Here is a 19,089-nt window from a genome sequence, read left to right as displayed (position 1 = left end):
GGACTCGATCGCAAGACGCACGCCATCCCGAGCCGCCCTTACTTCCGGAGCTCCGAGCCCACCGTGAAACGGGACGCCGCACCCGCGCGCAACACCCCGTTCCGGCCGGCAACGCCACGTTTCAACGCCCGCTAGAGCAAGCCCTTCGCAAGCGCGCGCCACTGGTCGCGGGGCAACTCGGCCATGTTCTCCGGTAGAGCCTGGAGGCAGACGTGGTCGGCGCCGGCGTCCTGATGCGCCCGGACGCGCTGTCGGATGACGTCGATGTCACCCCACGCGACGATGGCGTCGACCAATCGATCGCTTCCGCCGTTGTCGAAGTCCGACTCCTCGAAGCCCAGGGAGAGCACGTTCCGACGGTAGTTCGGAAGTCCGATGTAGATCGCCATGTGCTGGCGCGCGATCGCGCGCGCCTTGTCGGGATCCGTCTCCAGTACCACCGCTTGTTCCGGCGCGAGCATACGGCCCTCACCCAAGGCCTCTCGCGCCCGCGCCGTGTGTTCGGGAGTCACGAAGTACGGGTGCGAACCCCAAGAGCGCTCGCTAGCGAGCTTCAGCATTTTGGGATGCAGCGCCGCGAGAATCCGCTTTGGCTCACTCGCCGGCGCGGCACCCGCAAAGATCGATTTATCCATCGCGTCGAGATACCCGCGCATGTAGGTCAACGGTTTGTCGTAGTTGTGCCCTCGGATGGTCGAGACCATCGGGGCGTGACTCACCCCCATGCCGAGAAGAAACCGCTCGGGGTACGCTTCGCAGAGCGTCCGCTGCGCGTTGGCCATCGCCATCGCGTCACGCGCCCAAACGTTCGCGATGCCGGTCGCGATGACGAGGCTCTTGGTTCCCGCAAGGAGGACCGCCGAGCTCGTGAACACCTCACGGCCGATCGCCTCGGGGATCCACAATGCCTTGAAACCGAGGTCCTCGATCTCTCGCGCCGCCGCTTGCGACTCCGCGGCAGGAACGAGGTCGAGAAACGCCCAGATGCCAATCTTTCCGATGTCCACGTTCAACTCCCCGAGGTCGGGCGCTCGGGCGGCTGGCGCTCGAACGCGAAGGTTGCCGGTACGTCGCCTGCGGGCTCTCCCGCGATCTCGACGTACGGATAGATGAAGTAGTTGAGGGGCTCACCGGCCTGCGGCGGCTCCAGAACAAGGTCCCGCCCGGTGGTGAACTCCACACGATCGTTGGGCAGATGACCATAGTACTCGTCAGCCATGTCTCTCTTGTTCGCCTCGCTGGAATCGACCGGCACCCAGCCCGCGGACTCGTCCCAGAACTCCGCCCAGCAGTGGTACCCGGGAATCACGCCGCCGTCCTTGCCGGGGACCGGGAGGCCGATGAGGAAGCGCGCGGGAATCCCCTGGCTTCGTGCCATACCGATGAAGAGAGAGTGGAAGTCAGTGCAGTTCCCGCGCTTGTTCGTGCACGCCCAGGTTGCGTTGCCCTGGCCCCAACCCGTGCCTCTCTTGTCGTAGGCCATGTTCGCAACGACGTAGTCGTAATACGCGCGGACCTTCTCGTCCTCGCCGGTGAGGCCACGGGCCTCCTGCTTCGCCACTTGCTCGATCAGGCCTTCGAGCGGAATCATCCGTGCCGGTTTGCCAAAGCGCGACGGATCGTCGGGACCATCTTTCGAAACGAGGTCCTTCGACGTCCCATGCGATGGGCGGCGCTGAACCACCGTGCGCAGCACCAACGGCTTCGAGGCGGCCCCCTCCCCTTCGAGGTAGACGACGCGATTCCCGTTCGAGTCGCGCACCATGCGCGAGGCCCACGGCGAGTCGATGTCGGTCGACAGGATGGTCTGATCGGTCGTCTCGACCGGCAGCGGCACCCAAACTCGAACCTTGTCGTTCTCGGTTGCCGCGAGCGCCGTCAGGTCGACCCGGTACTCTATCGCGTACTGCGCGCTGTCCTTCCACGGGTCACCGGCGGAGACCGACGCCATGGAGGCGAGGCCCAGAACCGCAACCCCCGCAAGCAGCCGCCCCCTCACGGGGCGTCCCCCCCCGCGCTCACTTCGTACTTTCGGCCCTCCATCGAGCGCACGCCGTCACTCGCGAGAACAGTTCCGAAGTCGGCCATGTACGAAGCCCGAAAATGAAGCGTCAGGTCCTCCTGGTTGCGCCATTTCTCGAAGATGAAGCAGGTGCCCTCGTCCACCCGGTCCCGGAACGCCTGGTAGGACAGGCTGCCGTCCTCAGCGAGGCTGGCAACCCGCATCCGGTCGAAGGCAGCCTCCGGCTCGGAGGGCTGGGCCGGGTCGATTACGATGGTTCCTGCGACAACGATCACCTGGACCTCCTCGGTTGCCGGGCTGCTACCGCCCACCCGTCGGAAACGCAAACTACCCTAAGGCGATCGCCATGTCGGAGCCCCGCCAAACCCGCCTCGAACGCGCGTTCGACGGCCGCGCTCCAGTTTCCGATCCATTCGACCGATCCAAGAAGCTGAGGAGCGACTGTGGCACGCGTACTTGTGATCGATGACTCCGCGACCGTTCGGGAAATGGCACGAATGGCCCTCGAGCCCGCCGGGCACGAGGTTCTCCAGGCAGCCAACGGCCGCGTCGGCCTCGAGGTACAGCGGGTACTGGCCTGCGACGTGGTCATCACCGACCTGATCATGCCCGAAAAGGAAGGTCTGGAGACGATCCTGGAACTCCGGCGGGAATGGCCTCAGCTGAAGATCATCGCGGTCTCCGGCGGCAGCGCCGTCCTCGACAAAAGAGATCTGCTTCATGCGGCGCGATCCTTCGGCGCCGGCCAGACGCTCAGCAAACCGTTCACGGCCCGCCAGCTCATCGACAGCGTCTCGCAAGCCGTCTCGCCCCCGCCCGCCTGACTCGGGTCCTCGGGGCGGTTGAAGCCCCGACGGAGCCGTGATCCAACAGGCCCCGGGGCCGGGACATGCGCGCAGCTGAGTCTGAACATCGCCGAGCCGTCGGCGCCGGGCCACACGCCATCGCCCTTGCTCTCGCGCTGTCGCTCGCCGCCTGCGGGCTGGGGAGCCGGCCTCCCGCCGTGACCCTCGTCCCTGCGAAACCGGCCCCCGAACAGTCCGCGGTACGACTGGCGGACGGCTCTACCCTCACGCACCTCGCAGAGACCAAAGCGCAGATCATCGAGTTCCACGACAGCGGCGAATGGGCGGGACAAATCAACCAGATCTCGGCTCAAGCGACAGCGCGCCTCGAAACCGAGCTACCGACGGCCAAGCGACCTGCGATCGTACTCGACATCGACGATACCGCCCTTTCCACGTTCGCGATTCAACGGAAGTTGGGCTTTGGCTGGGACCCGGGTGCGTGGGACGAGTGGGTCTCGGGCTCGGTGGCCCCGCCCCACGCAGGTGTCCTCGCCCTCTACCGCCGAGCGCTCGACCAGGGTGTCGCGGTGTTCTTCGTGACCGGTCGGCGGGAGCACCTTCGCGAAGCGACCGAGCGACAGCTCCACGCGGCGGGGTATGGGCGCTGGGTCGGGCTCCACCTCAAACCCGACGACTACGACCTGGACTCCGCCGTCCCCTACAAGACGGCAGCGCGTCGCGCGATCCAGGAACAGGGTTTCGAGATTCTCGTGAACGTCGGCGATCAGTGGAGCGACCTCGAAGGCGGACTCGCGCGGGCGACCTACAAGCTGCCGAATCCGATGTACTACCGTCCCTGAGACGTCGGTGGGCATGCCGCAGACGACTGCGCTACTAACCTCTGAATGGCGGTCACGGTCCAAACGACTTCGGGGAGAATCGAGGGCACCGACAACGGCACCCATCAGGTGTTCCGCGGGATTCCCTATGCCGCCCCGCCGGTCGGCAGGCTCCGCTTCGAAGCGCCGCGCCAACCGGAGCCGTGGGCCGGCGTCCGCTCGTGCGTCGAAACCGGATCGAGCTGCCCGCAGCCGCCGAGCCCCCTGCAGGGAATGGCGTCGGGCCCGCAGAACGAAGACTGCCTCGCGCTGAACGTCTTCACGCCGGGGTGCGACGACGGCGCCCGCCCGGTACTTTTCTGGATCCACGGCGGCGCATTCCGAACGGGCTCCAACTCCCAGGCGATGTACGAAGGGCGCGCCCTCATCGAGCGCGGCAACGTCGTCCTCGTGACGATCAACTACCGGCTCGGCCCGCTGGGCTACCTGCACCTCGACGACGCGGCCCGAAACGTCGGCCAGCACGATCAGATCCAGGCCCTCGAGTGGGTCCGCGACAACGTGGCGCAGTTCGGAGGCGACCCGAACCACGTCACGATCTTCGGCGAATCCGCGGGCGGGATGGCCACCACCACGCTCCTCGCGATGCCGGCAGCACGCGGGCTCTTCCACCGCGCGATCGCCCAGAGCGGCGCTGCGCAAGCCACCCTCACGCAGGACGAAGCTGCCCGCGTTCGGTTCGAGATGGGACGCGCCCTCGACCTCGAGAACGTCGATGCACGCCGTCTCCGCGACGTCCCGGTCGAGGCATTGGTTCAAGCCTCGGTTCGCACACACGAGAAGCTCGCCGCGGAGATCTTCCTCCCCTTCGCACCGGTCGTCGACGACGACACGCTTCCGGTGCACCCTCTCGACGCCGTCCGCGCGGGCGACGCGCGCGACGTCGAGTTAATCGTCGGCACGACGCGGGACGAGTGGCGCCTGTTCACATTCGCGATCCGCAGTCACCGTGCGATGGACCCCGCCGGCCTGCGCAAGCATGTGCATTCCCGACTGCGGCGCGCGACCGTGACAGACCCCGAGGCGGCCACCGAGCGCCTGCTCGCAACGTACGGGCACGAAGGTCGCGCACCCTGGGAAGTCTTCGACGCGATCGAAACCGACCGCCTGTTCCGCCTCCCGGCGATCGCACTCGCCGAAGCGCAGGCCGCGCACCAATCCGCGACGTTCGCCTACCTCTTCTCCTGGCCCTCGCCGGCGGGGCGCGGTGCCCTCGGCGCCTGCCACGCGATCGAGCTCCCGTTCGTCTTCGGCACACTCGACGCACCGACAATGGATCGCTTTGCCGGCCGTGGCCCCGAGGCCGACGCCCTCAGCCTGCAGACCATGGATGCATGGCTTGCATTCGGTCGCAGCGGCAACCCGTCGCACGCAGGCCTCGGCGAATGGCGGCCCTACGATGAAACCCGCCGCGAGACCCTCGTTTTCGATCGCGAGTCCCGCGTCGAAGCCGATCCGTTCCCCGCGGAGCGTCGCGTCTGGGACGATGTTCTCTGAACTCCGGCCGAGCGGGACGCGCCAGCCGCGTCACCTTGAAACTTGCACCTCCGTCTCGACGCCTCGGTCCGTTGCTTTCCATTCGAGCGTGAAACGAATCCGCCTCTCCGCCTCCGACCACCCCACCACTCTCCGAAACTCGCCGGGCCGAAGACGACGCTTTACATCGACCTCGCAGTACCCGGCTCGAGAGAGTCGCTCCATCGTCTCGAGAACTTCTACCTGACTAGCCGTCTCGAGTTCTTGGGACATGGTACCCGCTAGTCTCCTTCTCACCATCGGATCAAGTGAATTCCTCGAACATGCGTTCAACTCCGCCTCGAGGATTACCTACTTGACCTATGAGGCCTGCGTCATTCGGGCGTCGGATCCGTCGGCTGACACTTTCGACAGACCCGGCAACCACCCTTGCGCGCCGACTCGACCGTCGAAAACACGATGCGGTCGAGCTCGGGAAGGCTCGCCAGATCTTCTGCGGCACCCCGTACGAAGTCCAGGATGCGAGAACCCAACCCGTCGGGCGATGGCGGCACCGCCGCGAAGGCAGCTCCGAGATCTCCGGATCGTCCAGTCATGACCAAGCTCCTTTCAACTCCTCACGCATCACGCGCTTGGCGCGCGCAAGCTGCGTCTTGACCGTGTTCACGCTCGCACCGCGAACGTGCGCGATCTCCTCGTAGGCCAAGTCTTCCGAGAACCGCACAACGACCACCGACCGCATCTCCGGAGACAGGCGGCGTAGGGCGCGGTCGAGGTCGATCCGCAACTGGGCGGAGCCTTCGGCAGCGGGCGCGAACTCGACTTCGGCATCCGCCTCGATCTCCGGCTGTCGTCCTCGCTTCCTCCAGACCCCGACACCGTCCTCCCCATCGCGCTCCTTGCCGAGCATACGGAGCGCGGGGCGGGTGAAATCCCAGACGGGGATCGCGTCCGAGGGAAAAGCTGATTGGGCGGCCATGGTTCCGACTATCTTCTCTACCTCCTGTTGCGGCCGGCAGCTGGCCGGCACCGTCAGGGTCTACGACCGCTCGGCGCGAAATGGGTGATATCGGGACCTCTGATGTGGCCCCGCGGACGGCGGCACGGTATCGCTGGGCGAACCATGCTCGAGCCACCTCGTTGGTCCCTCCCCGTCCTTCTCCCCCCGCTCACCGGTCTCGCCTGGCTCTGGTGCGGGATGAGTTGCGGCGGACTCGCCGGGGCGGCAAGCCTGCTCCCGGGCACCCTGCTGCTCTCGGCGGGTCTGTCGACGGTGTTGTACCCGGGAGACATACGCATCCCCCAGTTCCTCGCACTCGGCGCTGCGGCCGGAGCCCTCCTGAGCCTTCCGCTCGCGATCGCCGTCGAGCCTGTCCTCGCAGTAGCGCTGTTCGCCGCTTCGGCGGCCAGCTTCCTCGCGGCCGGGCGGACCGCCCTCCGACAGGAACCACTGCTCGAAGACGTACCGCCGGTGACGCCATCGCTCGGACTCGACGGCGAGGTGGCGTTCGACGAGGTGATTCTGGCAAGCCTCACGCTGCGCACGGCGCCGATCCCGGTCGCGGAACACAGGCGAGTGCTCCACGAGGCGACGGAGGCCCGCGCGCTCTTCCGGAGCCGCGGATGGTTCGACGATCCGGCGGCCTTTCATCGCCAGCCAGAGCCACCGACACGGATGGAGATGCCGCGCGCGGCTGTCGGCACCCTGTCCTACGAGCACATGCAGTTCGACAGCGAGTACGAACCGTGGCCGGACGAGCCCGGCCGGGACCGCTGGCTCGACCACGCCTCGAATCGCCGGGCACACGCATGGATCTTGCGACACGGCGCGCCGCGCCCGTGGCTGATCTGCGTACACGGATATGAGATGGGCCTTCCGCGCGCGGACCTGGGGGCCTTTCGCGCCCGACGCCTGCACGACCGGCTCGGGTTGAACCTCGCGATCCCGACTCTCCCCCTGCACGGACTTCGACGTATCGGGCGTCGGAACGGCGGTGGTTACCTCGGCGCGGACTTCCTGGATTCCATCCACGCCGAAGCGCAAGCCGTGTGGGATCTTCGCCGGGTCCTCGCGTGGATTCGGACGCAGTGGGACGGTCCCGTAGGTGTGTATGGCCTCTCACTCGGCGGGTACAACGCCGCTCTTCTCTCCTCGCTCGAGCCGCTCGATGCCGTCATCGCCGGGATCCCCGCAGTGGACTTCCTCCGGCTATCGACGCGTCACGGCTCGCCGTTGCAAATCCGAGCCGCCGAGGCCCTGGGGCTCGTGCACGAGCAGATCCGAGAACTCCTCAGCGTCGTGTCTCCACTGGCGATGAAGCCGCTGGTGCCGCACGAACGACGCTCGATCTTTGCCGGGACGGCCGACCGGATCGTCGCCCCCGATCACCCGAGAGATCTCTGGCGTCACTGGGACCGGCCGCGCATCGTCTGGTACCCGGGCGGGCACATCAGCTTCCGCAGGCATCCCACCGTCGACCGGTTAATCGACGACTCCCTCCGCGTGGCGAAGCTGATCCCCGAAATCGGACCGATCTGAGGGAAACTCAGCCCGCGGTCGGCGAGGGTTCGAGGCTCGCCGGCAACCGCGACAGCTCGCGGGCCCACCGACGCCAGGCCTCGCGGAACTCCTTGCGGGCGGCGCGCAAGTCGGCCTGGAGCTGTCGGAGGCGCTCGCGCGAGACGCCCGCAGCATCCGTCCGGACGCGAGCGAACTCCCTCTCGAGCTCGCCGAGCCGCGTGACCGTCCGCTCCACGGCGACGGAGATCTCCGCCAACCGGGCCTGCGCGGACTCCACCGCGTCTTGCGAGCATTCGCGAACGCGCTCGAGGAGACGATGCTCATCCGACCGCATTCGGGCAGCGACGATCCGCTCCCGGGGGACCCGGCGAAGGTTCGACGCGAGACCGATCTTCTCGAGGCCACGAATGAGCCACTTCGTCGGATCCCATTGGTACCGACGGACACCGTTGCGATAGTCGCTCGCGAACCGGTGATGAAAGTTGTGGTACCCCTCGCCGAACGTGAGTACGGCGGTGACCAGACTGTCGCGGGCCGAAAAGGCCGGCTCGTACGGACGCTCTCCGAGCGTGTGCGCGAGCGAGTTCACCAAGAAGGTGATGTGGTGTCCGACTACGACGCGAACGAGCCCTCCCCAGAGGAGGAACCCCCAGGGATCACCGAATGCGAACCCGACGAGAAGCGGCAGCCCGAAGCACATGACGGTCGCGATCAACCCGTAGTACCGATCCTGAGCGACGACCATCCAATCGCCCTCGAGATCGGGGACGTTCGTTCGACGTTCGTGGAGGTGATCGGTCACGAGTAGCCAACCCATGTGCGCCCACAAGAAACCCCGATGGACGTTATACGGGTCGCCTTCGCGATCGATGTTCTGATGGTGCGAACGGTGGTCGGCCGACCACGCCAACGCGGAGTCCTGGAAGGTGGCGGCACCGAAGAGAAGATACAGCGCGCGGACCAGAGGGCTCGCCTCGTAGGCACGGTGAGAGAAGAGCCGGTGGTAGCCCGCCGTGATGCTCATCGCGGTGATGACAAGGTAGAACGCAAAGAAGATGACCTCGGCGGCGCTGACTCCGTTCGCGTGAACATGGAATCCGCCCCAGACCAGCGCCCCCACCGGAGTCGAGAACAAGAACACCGCGGTGACCCAGTTGATCCTCTTCATCCGGCTTCTCTTCTCGATCATTCTCTCACCCTTGACGGCCTACCAACCGCCTATACCCGCCTGCTAGCAGAACGTCCTGACGCCGCAAAATCCGACGGTCGATCGGATCCTATTCGAGATACCCGAGCACCTCGAGTTCGCGACGCACTTTGTCCTTCATGGGCGCAATCCGGGTCTGGCGGCGCGCCTCGCGCTCGTGTCGATGCCAGCTTTCGCTGGCCGCTTCACGTCGCGCTGCCATCGCGGCAGCAAGTTCTGCCGCAACCGCGGGCTGCTCTGCGAGAACATCGCGCGTCGCCTCGGGATCGGCCTGGAGATCGTAGAGTCGGACCTCATTCGTCGTCCGATCCTCCAGGAGCTGGTAGCGGTCCGTGATCACGGTCTGCGCCCCGGGCATGGTGCCCTTCTCCGCGTAGGCCATCCGGTCGCCCCGCGGAGGTACGCCCGCGAAGGACGCCACCAAACTCTGGCCCACCGACGCGGGGAGATTCGGCAACTCGAGGAGATCGAGGATGGTCGGCACGACGTCGATCAATTCCACGGTTTCGTCGATCACCCGAGCCGGCATCCCGCGACGATAGAAGAGCAGCGGCACGCGAAGATTCGGGTCGAGATAGAGTTGCTGATGGCCGAGCCTCCCGTGCTCGAGGAACTCCTCGCCGTGATCCGACACCACCACGACGAGCGAGTCTTGGAGGAGCCCCCTCTCGTCGAGCCAATCGAGGAAGCCGCCGATGCGCTCGTCCGTGTAGCGAATGCCCGCGTCGTACCGCGCCACGACCTCGCGATGCTCGCGGGCCGACAAACCCTTGCCTTGCGCTTCGATCTCGCGGAAGTACTTCGTGTCCGGATGGAAGCCGGGCCGGAACTCGGGGGTACCGAACATCTTCACGTACTCGGGCGGAGCTTTGTAGGGCGTGTGGATCTCGTACGTGTGCAGAAATAGAAAGAAGCGGGGCGTCGGATGTGACGTGATCCAACCTTTCGCGCGCGCCACCAGACGCTCCACTCCGACGCGATCGTCTTCGTAGTGCTCGAACCCCCGATCGAATCCGAATCTACTGCGGACGTTCCCACCATCTACGAAGCCCCACGTCGCGAACCCGTCAAGCGAGAGCGCCTCCGCGAGAGTTTCGGACCAATCCAGCAGACCGGCACCCGGGGCGATGACCGCCGACGCGTATTGCGATGTGAACAACGACGCGTGGGACGGGATCGTGCTGCTGCCCTGCGCGACGGCACGTCGGAAAACCACGCTCTTCTTCGCCAGAGAGTCCAAGCGGGGACTCGTCTCCCCCTCATACCCCCAGGCCCCCAAGTGATCCGCGCGAAGAGTATCGAGCGAGATCAAGATCACGTGACGAGGAGGCTGTGCACTCTTCCACGTCACAGCCGGCAGCCGCACCGCCCAGACCAGCACCACCGCGACGAGGCCGAGAGAGAGGAGAGGAAGAGCGCGGAGCCGCGGGGAAGGCATCCCCCCATCATGACGGTGCGGGCGGGCCGTCGCCACCCGACGCCGCCCCCCTCACCGCCCGCCGAGTAAGTTTCTTCGAATCTTGCCGAGTGCGGTGCGCGGCAGCGCGTCGGCCAGGGTGAGCCATCGCGGGCGCTTGTGCGGCGCCAACTGCGTGCCGCAAGCCTCGCGCAGGCCCTCCAACGAGATCGACGCCCCCGGGCTCGGCACCACCCACGCGCCGACGACCTGACCCCACTGCGGATCCGCCACCCCAGCGACTGCGACCTCGGCGATCCCGGGCAGGCGGCCCAGTACGGCCTCGACCTCCCCCGGCGAAACATTCTCGCCCCCCGTGATGATGACGTCGTCTTGCCGACCGAGCGCCGTGAGCACCCCGACCGAGTCCAGCCGGCCCGCGTCCCCCGTGTGTAGCCAGCCGTCCTCCTCGAGCGCCGTCGCCGAAACGGTCGCGCCTCGAATCCGAATCCCGCCGACGACTCCCGCTTCCACGTCACGACCGTCGGCGCCGACGATCGACACCTCCGTGGGAAGCAGCGGCGGCCCGACACGGCCCGTCTCGCCAAAGGGCTCACCAGGGGCCAGAGTCGCCACCTGCGATGCCGTCTCGGTGAGCCCATACGTGGGCGCCACCGGCAGGCCCGAGCGGCGAGCCTCTTCGAGAAGCTCGATCGGAGCGCTCGCGCCACCGATCAGCGCGCAGCGCAGCGCGGGGGCCGCAACGACTCCGCTCTTCACCTCGTCGATGAGCCGGGCGAGCGTGGTCGGGACCAGCGACACCATGGTCGTGCCCTCCCCGGCGAGGGCAGCGCGCACCGCCGCCAAATCGAAACCGCGGTGCAGCTGCATCGTGGTTCCGAGCAGCACACTCCGAAACAGGATCGACAACCCGCCCATGTGCGAGAGCGGAAGACACGCGAGCCATCGGTCCTCCGGCCGGCTGCCGAGGCGGGACGCGCTCGCGAGAGCACTCCACAGAAGATTGCCAGCCGTCAGCTCGATCGGCTTCGGGGTTCCACTGGTACCGGAGCTGAAGACGACGACGGCGGTTCGTTCGAGATCCACACCCGAGGGCGTGTCCCGTGCGGACGAGCGCGCCGCGGCCGCAAGTCCTGCGTGCGCGCAAGACTCGCCATCGACTTCGGCCGCCAGCGCCCCACCGAGATCCTGCGTCTCCGCGTTCGTGACGATTAAGCCGGGCGCGGTCGTCGCGACGAGAGGGAGAGCCTCCTCCAGGCCGAGCCGAGGATCGAACAAGACCACGGGCTTGCCGACTCGTAGACAGGCCAGCACCGTCTCCGCGAGAGCGAGCCCGTTGCCCAGGACCACCCCGACCCGCGTCGCCGGATGCGCGGACAGGACCCGGGCCAGCCGAGCAACGCGATCGTCTAGTTCGGCGAACGTCGCGCTGCCCTGCGGGGTGACCACCGCCGCATGACGCGGCCGGGCGGCCGCCTGTCGCCGCAACCAATCCGGCTGAACTGTCATGTCGACTCCACGGCAAACCGCGCGCACGCCACCTCGTCGAGCTCGACTCCCAGCCCCGGCCCTGACGGCACGCCCATCCACGGTCCGGGGCGGACCACGTCACGCACCAGGTCGCCGACCAGGAGTGAGCCTGTCGACAGACCGCAGGCCGCTAAAGACCCGGGCACCGTCGCCGCAAACGACAGAGCCGCCGCGATTCCGATTCCCGTGTCGATGCCGCTCGTGACTGCGAGCGGCAACCCAGCGGCGGCCGCGGCAACCGCGACTTCGCAGGCCACCGACAGTCCTCCGACTTGCACCAGCTTCACCACGACGCCGTCGCACGCTCGTTCTCGCGCCAGCGCCTCGACATCGGAGGGACTCCGCACCGACTCGTCGACCGCAATCGGCACCTCCACGCTCGACCGCAGCGCGGCCAACCCTTCGAAGTCCCTCGACTCGAGCGGCTGCTCCACCCACTCCACGTTCGGACCGGCGAGCGCTCGACAGGCCGCCTCGGCCTCCGCGCGATCCCAAATACCGTTGGCATCGAGCCGCAACGCGAGACCGGGGACCGCCGCACCGAGCGCGCGCACCTCCGCTGCCGTCGTTGCGACGTCGCCCGCGATCTTGCGCTTCGCGTGCGTGTATCCGGCCGCGAGCACACGCCTCCCTTCATCCACGCAACTGTCGAGATCCGCAGCCTCGAGGACCGCGTTCACCGGGATATCGTTGCGCCGCGCCCCACCGAGAAGTTCGGCAAGCGTGACACCGCGAGCACGGGCCTCCAAGTCGCAAAGAGCGGTGTCGAGGCCGCACGCGATCCACCTCGGAAAATCCGCCAACGTCTCGCTCGCCTCGCGAACCCGGAACACGTCGGCATCCCGAACGCGGACAGCGATCTCGGGGAGCCGGCTGGATTCGCGCGCCGCATCTTCGGCGGAGCTATGCGGGTGGGGGGCCGCCTCTCCGACGCCCACAAGACCACGCTCGTCCGTGAGCTTCACGATCCACCCACGACGTTCCTCGATCGCGCCGCGCGCCGTCGCGAGCGGCCTCACGAGCGGAATCGAGAACGACAAGAGCTCGACCGCTCGAATTCTCACAGCAACATGCCGACGGCGAACGCGATCCCGAAAGCCAACTCGAGCTTCGCGGTGTTCGCCAGCGCCTCGTTCAGGGGCGGCCCCTCGGTGGTCGTGAGAACCGTGCGCAACGGCGAGATCCCGAGGGGGAGCGAGAGCCACGCCACCAACGCACCCGCCGGGAGCCAGCCCGCGAGCCAACCGACGAGCGGCGCACCGAAACCGAGGGCGAGCGCGAGCACGTAAAGAGCCCGACCGGCCCGGCGACCGAGACGCACGACGATGGTCCGCTTCCCGGCCCGGGTGTCACCCTCGACGTCGCGCACGTTGTTCACCAAAAGGATCGCGGCCGCGAGCGCACCGATCGCGACAGAGGCGGCGACGCCGCCGGCGCTGATCTCGCCGGCCTGCAGGTACTGCGTACCCAGCACCGCGACCGGGCCGAAGAACGCGAACACGAAGACCTCCCCGAGGCCGTGGTACGCCAACGGAAACGGCCCCGCCGTGTACGCGACTGCCGCGAGGAGCGAGCCGACGCCAATCCACACGATCGGCCAGCCGCCGTGTGCGATCAGGAGAACACCGACGAGCGCCGCGCCCAGAAGTGCCGTACCGCCCAGGAGAGCCACTTGCTTCGGATCCACCTCTCCCGACTGCGACGCTCTCGACGGCCCGATTCGATCGTCGCCATCGGCGCCCCGCACGTGATCGCCATAGTCGTTGATCAGGTTCGTGCCGATCTGCAGCAGGACCGCGGCGAGAATCGCCAACCCCGCGATAGCGGGATCGAAGGCGCCTCCGTGGCCCGCAACCGCACTCCCAACGACGACCGGCACGAGCGAGGCGGGCAGCGTCCGTGGCCGGATCGCCGACAGGAGAAGCGACGCACGACTCTCACTCATCCGCGATCGCTCCCCAGCCCACCCAGAAGAAAGGAACGCACAGCGGACCAGAAGATGCCCGGCTGCTCGAGATGGACCGTATGCCCCGCCTCTGCCACGACACGAAGCTCCGCGCCGGGCGCGACGCGGACGAGTGACTCACCTAGAGCCAGGTACTTGGGGTCTTCCGCTCCGACGACCGCCAAGAGCGGAACCTGCACCGCGCCAAGAGCGCTCCACAAAGAGGGCTGCCGACCCACACTGAGCGCTCGCAGTCCGGCCGCGAGTCCGGTGGCGGTGTTCTGCAGCCGAGCCCTCCTCTCGCGGTCGAGATCCTCGGGTGCAACGCGCTTCTGCGACGCGAAGAGCGGTTGCCTTGCCCAACGCTCGACGAACGGCTCCAAGCCGTCGCGCTCGATTCCCGCGGCCAGGGCGTCGTCCGCAGCGGCGCGGGCCTCGCGCTCTCCCGCTTCCCGAAGTCCCGGCGACGCGCTCTCGATCACGATCCGCTCCACCCGACCCGGATGCCGAACGAGCACCTGCAGTGCCACCCGCCCACCCATCGAGTATCCGAGCCACGCGCAGCGCTCCACGCCTTCGTCGTCTAGAACGGCAACCACCGCATCCGCGATCTCTTCGAAGGACATGCCCGATGCCGGCGCGGCGGATGCACCGTGTCCGGGGAGGTCGATCGCGAGCACGCGGAAGCCCCGCAGATCCTTCGCATAGCGATCCCACGTCGCCGCGCTGCCGGTAAACCCGTGCAACAGCACAAGCGGCGGCCCCTCACCGTAAGTCTTCGCCCACAGGGTCATTCGCCCGCCCTGCCCGCCCGCGCCGCGGCCCACGCGCGCGCGTGGGCCGCGCGACTGTCCGCTCGATCCACGACCACTTCCACCACCGATGTCGTGGCGCTAGCGAGCGCGCGCTCGATCGCGGGACGGATCTGCTCCACCCGCTCCGCGCGACGAAATTCGACTCCGTGCGCTGCCACGAGCGGGCCGAGTTCGATCCCGAGAGGTGTCACGAACAGCTCTTCGAAATGCTCCTCGTATCCACCCTCAGCCCGCGCCGACGGCAGATAGTCGAAAATCCCTCCCCCACCGTTGTTCGTGACCACGAAGCACGCGCGCACACCGAGCCGCTGCGCCGCCACCAGGCCGCCGAGGTCGTGAAAGAACGACAGGTCTCCGCAAACCCCCACGACCGGCATACCTCCAGCGGCAGCACCGAGGACGCTCGACACGAACCCATCGATGCCGTTCGCGCCGCGATTCGCGAGAACTCGAACCGAAGGCGCGTCGCTCGGCCAGAACCAATCCAGATCGCGAACGGCGAGACTGTTGCCCACGTACACGCTCGCGTCCGAAGGAAGGGCGGCCCCGATCGCGCGCATGATGTGGCCCTCGAACGGCGCACTCTCTCCTTCCACGGATACCGCTAACGCCTGCGCCGCTCGTCGTTCGCCCGCAGCCCACTGCTCACACCAATCCGCATCCGAATCGACGCTCCGCAGCGCCGCGGCCATCGTCTGGCAGTTCTCTGCAATCGACCCGTGGACGACGTGGCTCGCACGGCAGCCGGGATCCGGCCAACCGCCGCCCTCGTCCAACACGACGAGTTCCGCGCCGCAGCCATCCAGCCACGTCGCGACCGTCCGCGAGGTCGGCGGTGCGCCCAGCCGCACGATGACATCCGGCCGAGACGCCGCCGCGAAGGCGTCGTCGCGCAGGAGCGCCTCGTAGCTCCCTACGAGCCGTTCTCCGGCCTCAGACCGGCGAAGATTCGAGATCGGCTCCGCCAAGAGCGGCGCATCGAGCCGTTGCGCGAGGGCCCGAACCGCCGCAACCAGGTTCGGAGCGTCTGAATCGAGAGGGCCGCAGTATAGAAGCGGGCGTCGAGCCGTCGCCAACCGGTCCGCGATCGGTCGCAAGAGATCCGCGGAGACTCCGGCGTTCGGCACTGTCACCAGCGTGTACCGCGCTTCGGAATCTCGCGCCGTCGCGCCAACCTCCGCGAGGGCTACCCCCTCTTCGTTCGACGGATCGAGTGGATCGCGCATCGGTAGGTTCAAGTGCGCGACACCCGCCGGCAGGCCGACGGACTCGGCCACCGCACGACACGCGGCTGCTCGGACGTGTCGCACGCCCACCTCCGTCGGCTCCGGCACCCCGAGATCGAAGGACCAACGGGCGTGGCTTCCGTACAAACCGAGCTGGTCGATCGTCTGGCCGGCCGAACGCTCACGCAGTTCCGGGGGCCGATCCGCGGTGAGCAGGATCAACGCAACACCCGCATGGTGCGCTTCGACGGCCGCCGGCAGCAGGTTGGCCGCCGCGGTTCCCGAGGTGCACGCGACGACGACGGGCCGACGCGTCGCACGTGCGAGGCCTAGCGCGAAGAAGCCCGCCGAGCGCTCGTCGACGTGGGTCCAGACCTTCACGCCCGAGTTGCGCGCGAGTGCGAAGGCGAGCGGAGCTGATCGATTCCCCGGACTCACGCACGCATCGGTCACACCCGAACGCACCAACTCCTCGACGAGAACCTCCATCGCGAGATAGTTTCGGTTCGGCGCCATCAGAGTTCCAGGAGAGCGGCCTGCATGACGCGCATCTTGAGTCGCGTCTCCTCGAGCTCCGCCTCCCACCGCGAGCCCTCGACGATGCCCGCGCCCGCGTAAAGCGTGGCAACGCGACCATCGAGTAGCGCGGCGCGAAGCGGCACGACGACTTCCCCGTCGCCTTCGTCGAGCCACCCGATTCCGCCCGCGTACCAACCGCGGTCGATCTGCTCGCGCTCGCGCAGAGCCTCCTTCGCGAAATCTACAGGGAGACCACAGACGGCGGGACTCGGATGCAGCTCGCCACAAACATCGAGGAGCCCACGGCCGGCGCGGAGTTCCGCCGAGATCGGCGTGTGCAGGTGACGGAGGGCGGGCGTCGTCAAGATGGCGGGCGCCTCCGGGACGACCAAGTCCGTGGTAAGAGGCGCAAGCCGCCTCTGAAGCTCGTCTACGACGACAGCGTGTTCGCGGCGCTCCTTTTGATCCGCAAGGAAGGCGCGATCCTCCTCCCCACCGATCGGCGCCGGCGGCGCCGTACCCGCGACGGCCGCGGTCGTGAGACGTCGGTCGTCGAGACGAGCAAGTCTCTCGGGGGTCGCACCGACGAGCGTTCGCGTACCGAAGGTGACCGCGAAGACAGTCGCACCAGGATGCGCCGCGCGCAGGCGACGAGCAATGCGGAAGCGACGCCATGGCACGTCTGCCGTGATGCGCGCCGCGCGGGCGAGGACCAGCTTCGAGAGCCGGCCCGCAGCGATGTCGGCGAGCGTTGCCTCGACCGCCGCCTTCCAATGCGCCACAGACCCGAGCGCCTCCATCTGATAGTGGGCCACCCCCTCGGACTCGGGAGCCGAAGTCGGGCGCCCGAGCCGGCGGACCACCTCATCGAGACCCGCTTCGACTCGCGCACCGCCTCCTTCGTCGGCCGTTGCCGCTACCCGAAGCACGGATTCCCCGTCGCGGTTCAGAAGCGCGACACGCGGCACGGACCACGACGCATCCGGAAACCCCGACCACTGCCCGTCCGGCGCGCGCGATCGGTCGAAGGCGAATCCGCCGACCCGCAGCCCCGCAGGCTCTTGTCCACGATCGGGCTCTTCGATGCCGGGCACCACGCCGGCCGCCGCGATCGACACTCCGTCGGCCGGGCGCTCGAAGTAGAAGGCTCGCTCGTCGCCGACGCAGGTGAGGAAGTCGAGGGGATCCATCGCGCGGTCCAGCACGCGTTCGCCCACACAGAGGAACCGCGGCTCTCGGATCAAGCCCGCCGGGATCGCAGCGGTCATGACCGGCGCCTTCCGTGCACCAGTTGGATTCCACCCGATCCGAGCTTCCGCGCGCCGGTCCGTTCAAACCCGGCGGCATCGAGCATCTCGAGAAGCTCGGCGGTCGTCGGCAGGTACACCACCGAATGTGGAAGATAGGTGTAGGCTTCGCGTTCCGCCAAGAGCGCGCCGAGGAAGGGGACGACGCGATTGAAATAGATCTGGTGGCAGAATCGGATCAGCGGGTTCGTCGGTGTCGCGACCTCCAGAACGACGATCCGACCGCCTGGCTTCAAAATCCGTGCAGCCTCGGCGAGGAACGGCGGAATCGAAACGAAGTTCCGAAGCGCAAAGCCACACGTGACGGCGTCCGCACAGCCGTTCGCCACCGGCAGCGCGAGCGCATCCGCCCGTGACAACCGTCCCTCGAGGCCCCGCTCCGCTGCGATCCCGAGCATCGGCCCAGAGAAGTCGACCGCCGCGACCGAAGCCCCGTCTCGCCTGGCGAGGAGACCGAGATCGCCGGTACCACACGCCACGTCGACCAAGAGGTCCCCGTTCCCCACCGCGGCGATGTCCAGGACCGCGCGACGCCAGGCGCGGTCGAACCCAGCGGTCATCAGTCCGTTCATGCGGTCGTACCCGGGTGCGATTCGATCGAACATGTCGCGGACCGCTGCGGCCTTCTCGCCCGGAGCGGGAAGTGGATCGCGATGTGCGTTCAGTTCCATCGGATCGCCAACCGGGTGGACTGTGAGGCTTCGAGCGCCTGCTCGAGGCCAGACGCATCGCCGTGTTTCTCGAGACGTTCGAGCGCACGACAGACGAGCGTCCTCTGGAAGTGATGCGCCACGAGCGACGTCACTGCCGGGAGCAGACGGCGAAACGCGTCCACGACTTCTTCCGGATCGACTTGGCCCCCGGAACCATCGTGTCGCACATGCGTGTCGAAGAGCGATGCAGCGCGATCCGCGATCTCACGAATGTTGCCCGCGTGATCGTTTGCCAGCCCGAGCAACTCCTGCAGGGGTAGGCCTTCCTTCAAGACGGCGAGCGCGGCGCGCGCGAGTTCGACATCGGCTTCGTCGTACGCGGCACCGCCACCGTCGCGCAGCGGCTCGACGAGGCCCGAGCGTTCCACCGCTTCGATGAGCGCCTCGGGCACGCCGGTCTCCTTGGCGAGGCCCGCGCGATCGAAGCGCCGCGCCCCACGCCCCTCGGTAAGGGCTCCGATGAGCGCAGAGTCGGAACGGGACTTCCCGGGCCCGACGACGCGCTTGATCCCTGCGAGAGTCAGCCCGCGCGCTTTTAGATCGCAAATCCGGTGCAGCCGACTGAGATGGCGCTCGCCGTACGAAGCCTTCCGCCCCACCCGCTTGGGTCGGTCGAGAATACCCTGCGCCTGGTAGAAGCGGATCGTATCGATGCTCAGCCCCGCCTCGCGTGCCAGCTCTTCCACGCCGTAAGTCATACCTA

19 protein-coding genes are annotated in these 19,089 nt (G+C 67.5%); 4 read left to right on the top strand and 15 right to left on the bottom strand.

What is annotated here, in order from left to right; genetic code table 11:
- Window positions 1-131 precede the first annotated feature (131 nt).
- Genes P8R42_21420 through P8R42_21410 form a run of 3 tightly spaced genes read right to left on the bottom strand, consistent with a single transcriptional unit; the run spans window position 132 to window position 2,298 of the window.
- Window positions 132-1,007 (bottom strand): LLM class F420-dependent oxidoreductase, encoded by an 876-nt coding sequence (locus P8R42_21420; protein MDG2307159.1) that lies wholly within the window; start codon window positions 1,005-1,007, stop codon window positions 132-134.
- A gap of 2 nt (window positions 1,008-1,009) precedes the next feature.
- A complete protein-coding gene (locus P8R42_21415) occupies window positions 1,010-1,999 on the bottom strand; it encodes a transglutaminase domain-containing protein (GenBank protein ID MDG2307158.1) in 990 nt (329 codons plus the stop codon).
- The gene (locus tag P8R42_21410) at window positions 1,996-2,298 is read right to left on the bottom strand and encodes a putative quinol monooxygenase (GenBank protein MDG2307157.1); all 303 of its coding nucleotides are present in this window, start codon (window positions 2,296-2,298) and stop codon (window positions 1,996-1,998) included. The genes P8R42_21415 and P8R42_21410 overlap by 4 nt, the downstream gene beginning before the upstream one ends.
- A gap of 168 nt (window positions 2,299-2,466) precedes the next feature.
- On the opposite strand from P8R42_21410, the gene P8R42_21405 reads away from it, so the two are divergent.
- The 3 genes from P8R42_21405 to P8R42_21395 all read left to right on the top strand — a co-directional run bounded on the left by P8R42_21405 (window position 2,467) and on the right by P8R42_21395 (window position 5,207).
- On the top strand, window positions 2,467-2,847 hold the full coding sequence (locus P8R42_21405) for a response regulator (GenBank protein MDG2307156.1): 381 nt from the start codon (window positions 2,467-2,469) through the stop codon (window positions 2,845-2,847).
- A 65-nt stretch (window positions 2,848-2,912) separates the two neighbouring features.
- Window positions 2,913-3,671: an HAD family acid phosphatase gene (locus P8R42_21400; GenBank protein ID MDG2307155.1), complete on the top strand. Its 759-nt coding sequence runs from the start codon at window positions 2,913-2,915 to the stop codon at window positions 3,669-3,671.
- Window positions 3,672-3,716: 45 nt separating this feature from the next.
- Complete coding sequence (locus P8R42_21395) at window positions 3,717-5,207, top strand: carboxylesterase/lipase family protein (protein ID MDG2307154.1); 1,491 nt, start codon at window positions 3,717-3,719, stop codon at window positions 5,205-5,207.
- Between the two features lie 353 nt (window positions 5,208-5,560).
- Here P8R42_21395 and P8R42_21390 read toward each other — a convergent pair whose 3' ends face one another.
- Both P8R42_21390 and P8R42_21385 read right to left on the bottom strand, forming a co-directional pair.
- Complete coding sequence (locus P8R42_21390; protein MDG2307153.1) at window positions 5,561-5,782, bottom strand: hypothetical protein; 222 nt, start codon at window positions 5,780-5,782, stop codon at window positions 5,561-5,563.
- The gene (locus tag P8R42_21385) at window positions 5,779-6,165 is read right to left on the bottom strand and encodes a sigma factor-like helix-turn-helix DNA-binding protein (protein MDG2307152.1); all 387 of its coding nucleotides are present in this window, start codon (window positions 6,163-6,165) and stop codon (window positions 5,779-5,781) included. Before P8R42_21385 ends, P8R42_21390 begins: the two co-directional genes overlap by 4 nt.
- Window positions 6,166-6,309: 144 nt before the next feature.
- On the opposite strand from P8R42_21385, the gene P8R42_21380 reads away from it, so the two are divergent.
- On the top strand, window positions 6,310-7,725 hold the full coding sequence (locus tag P8R42_21380) for a hypothetical protein (GenBank protein ID MDG2307151.1): 1,416 nt from the start codon (window positions 6,310-6,312) through the stop codon (window positions 7,723-7,725).
- Between the two features lie 7 nt (window positions 7,726-7,732).
- Here the strand turns inward: P8R42_21380 and P8R42_21375 are convergent, their stop codons facing one another.
- The 10 genes from P8R42_21375 to P8R42_21330 all read right to left on the bottom strand — a co-directional run bounded on the left by P8R42_21375 (window position 7,733) and on the right by P8R42_21330 (window position 19,084).
- Window positions 7,733-8,875, bottom strand: a complete 1,143-nt coding sequence (locus P8R42_21375) for a fatty acid desaturase (protein ID MDG2307150.1) — start codon at window positions 8,873-8,875, stop codon at window positions 7,733-7,735.
- A 109-nt stretch (window positions 8,876-8,984) separates the two neighbouring features.
- Window positions 8,985-10,352 carry a sulfatase gene (locus P8R42_21370; GenBank protein ID MDG2307149.1) on the bottom strand — a complete coding sequence of 456 codons (1,368 nt, stop codon included), beginning with the start codon at window positions 10,350-10,352 and terminating at the stop codon, window positions 8,985-8,987.
- A gap of 51 nt (window positions 10,353-10,403) precedes the next feature.
- Window positions 10,404-11,840 carry an AMP-binding protein gene (locus P8R42_21365; protein ID MDG2307148.1) on the bottom strand — a complete coding sequence of 479 codons (1,437 nt, stop codon included), beginning with the start codon at window positions 11,838-11,840 and terminating at the stop codon, window positions 10,404-10,406.
- Window positions 11,837-12,925 carry a mandelate racemase/muconate lactonizing enzyme family protein gene (locus P8R42_21360; protein MDG2307147.1) on the bottom strand — a complete coding sequence of 363 codons (1,089 nt, stop codon included), beginning with the start codon at window positions 12,923-12,925 and terminating at the stop codon, window positions 11,837-11,839. The genes P8R42_21365 and P8R42_21360 overlap by 4 nt, the downstream gene beginning before the upstream one ends.
- Window positions 12,922-13,806: a 1,4-dihydroxy-2-naphthoate polyprenyltransferase gene (locus P8R42_21355; protein MDG2307146.1), complete on the bottom strand. Its 885-nt coding sequence runs from the start codon at window positions 13,804-13,806 to the stop codon at window positions 12,922-12,924. The genes P8R42_21360 and P8R42_21355 overlap by 4 nt, the downstream gene beginning before the upstream one ends.
- Window positions 13,803-14,600 (bottom strand): 2-succinyl-6-hydroxy-2,4-cyclohexadiene-1-carboxylate synthase, encoded by a 798-nt coding sequence (gene menH / locus P8R42_21350; GenBank protein ID MDG2307145.1) that lies wholly within the window; start codon window positions 14,598-14,600, stop codon window positions 13,803-13,805. The genes P8R42_21355 and menH overlap by 4 nt, the downstream gene beginning before the upstream one ends.
- Window positions 14,597-16,363: a 2-succinyl-5-enolpyruvyl-6-hydroxy-3-cyclohexene-1-carboxylic-acid synthase gene (gene menD, locus P8R42_21345; protein MDG2307144.1), complete on the bottom strand. Its 1,767-nt coding sequence runs from the start codon at window positions 16,361-16,363 to the stop codon at window positions 14,597-14,599. Before menD ends, menH begins: the two co-directional genes overlap by 4 nt.
- Window positions 16,363-17,634 (bottom strand): isochorismate synthase, encoded by a 1,272-nt coding sequence (locus P8R42_21340; protein MDG2307143.1) that lies wholly within the window; start codon window positions 17,632-17,634, stop codon window positions 16,363-16,365. The genes menD and P8R42_21340 overlap by 1 nt, the downstream gene beginning before the upstream one ends.
- Window positions 17,631-18,344 (bottom strand): ubiquinone/menaquinone biosynthesis methyltransferase, encoded by a 714-nt coding sequence (locus P8R42_21335; GenBank protein MDG2307142.1) that lies wholly within the window; start codon window positions 18,342-18,344, stop codon window positions 17,631-17,633. The genes P8R42_21340 and P8R42_21335 overlap by 4 nt, the downstream gene beginning before the upstream one ends.
- Complete coding sequence (locus P8R42_21330; protein MDG2307141.1) at window positions 18,335-19,084, bottom strand: MerR family transcriptional regulator; 750 nt, start codon at window positions 19,082-19,084, stop codon at window positions 18,335-18,337. The genes P8R42_21335 and P8R42_21330 overlap by 10 nt, the downstream gene beginning before the upstream one ends.
- Window positions 19,085-19,089: the final 5 nt, after the last annotated feature.

The organism is Candidatus Binatia bacterium, assembly GCA_029243485.1.
GTDB lineage: Bacteria > Desulfobacterota > Binatia > UBA12015 > UBA12015 > VGTG01.
Note: the sequence above shows the minus strand (reverse complement) of the source record. Positions and strands in the feature narration are given on the sequence as shown.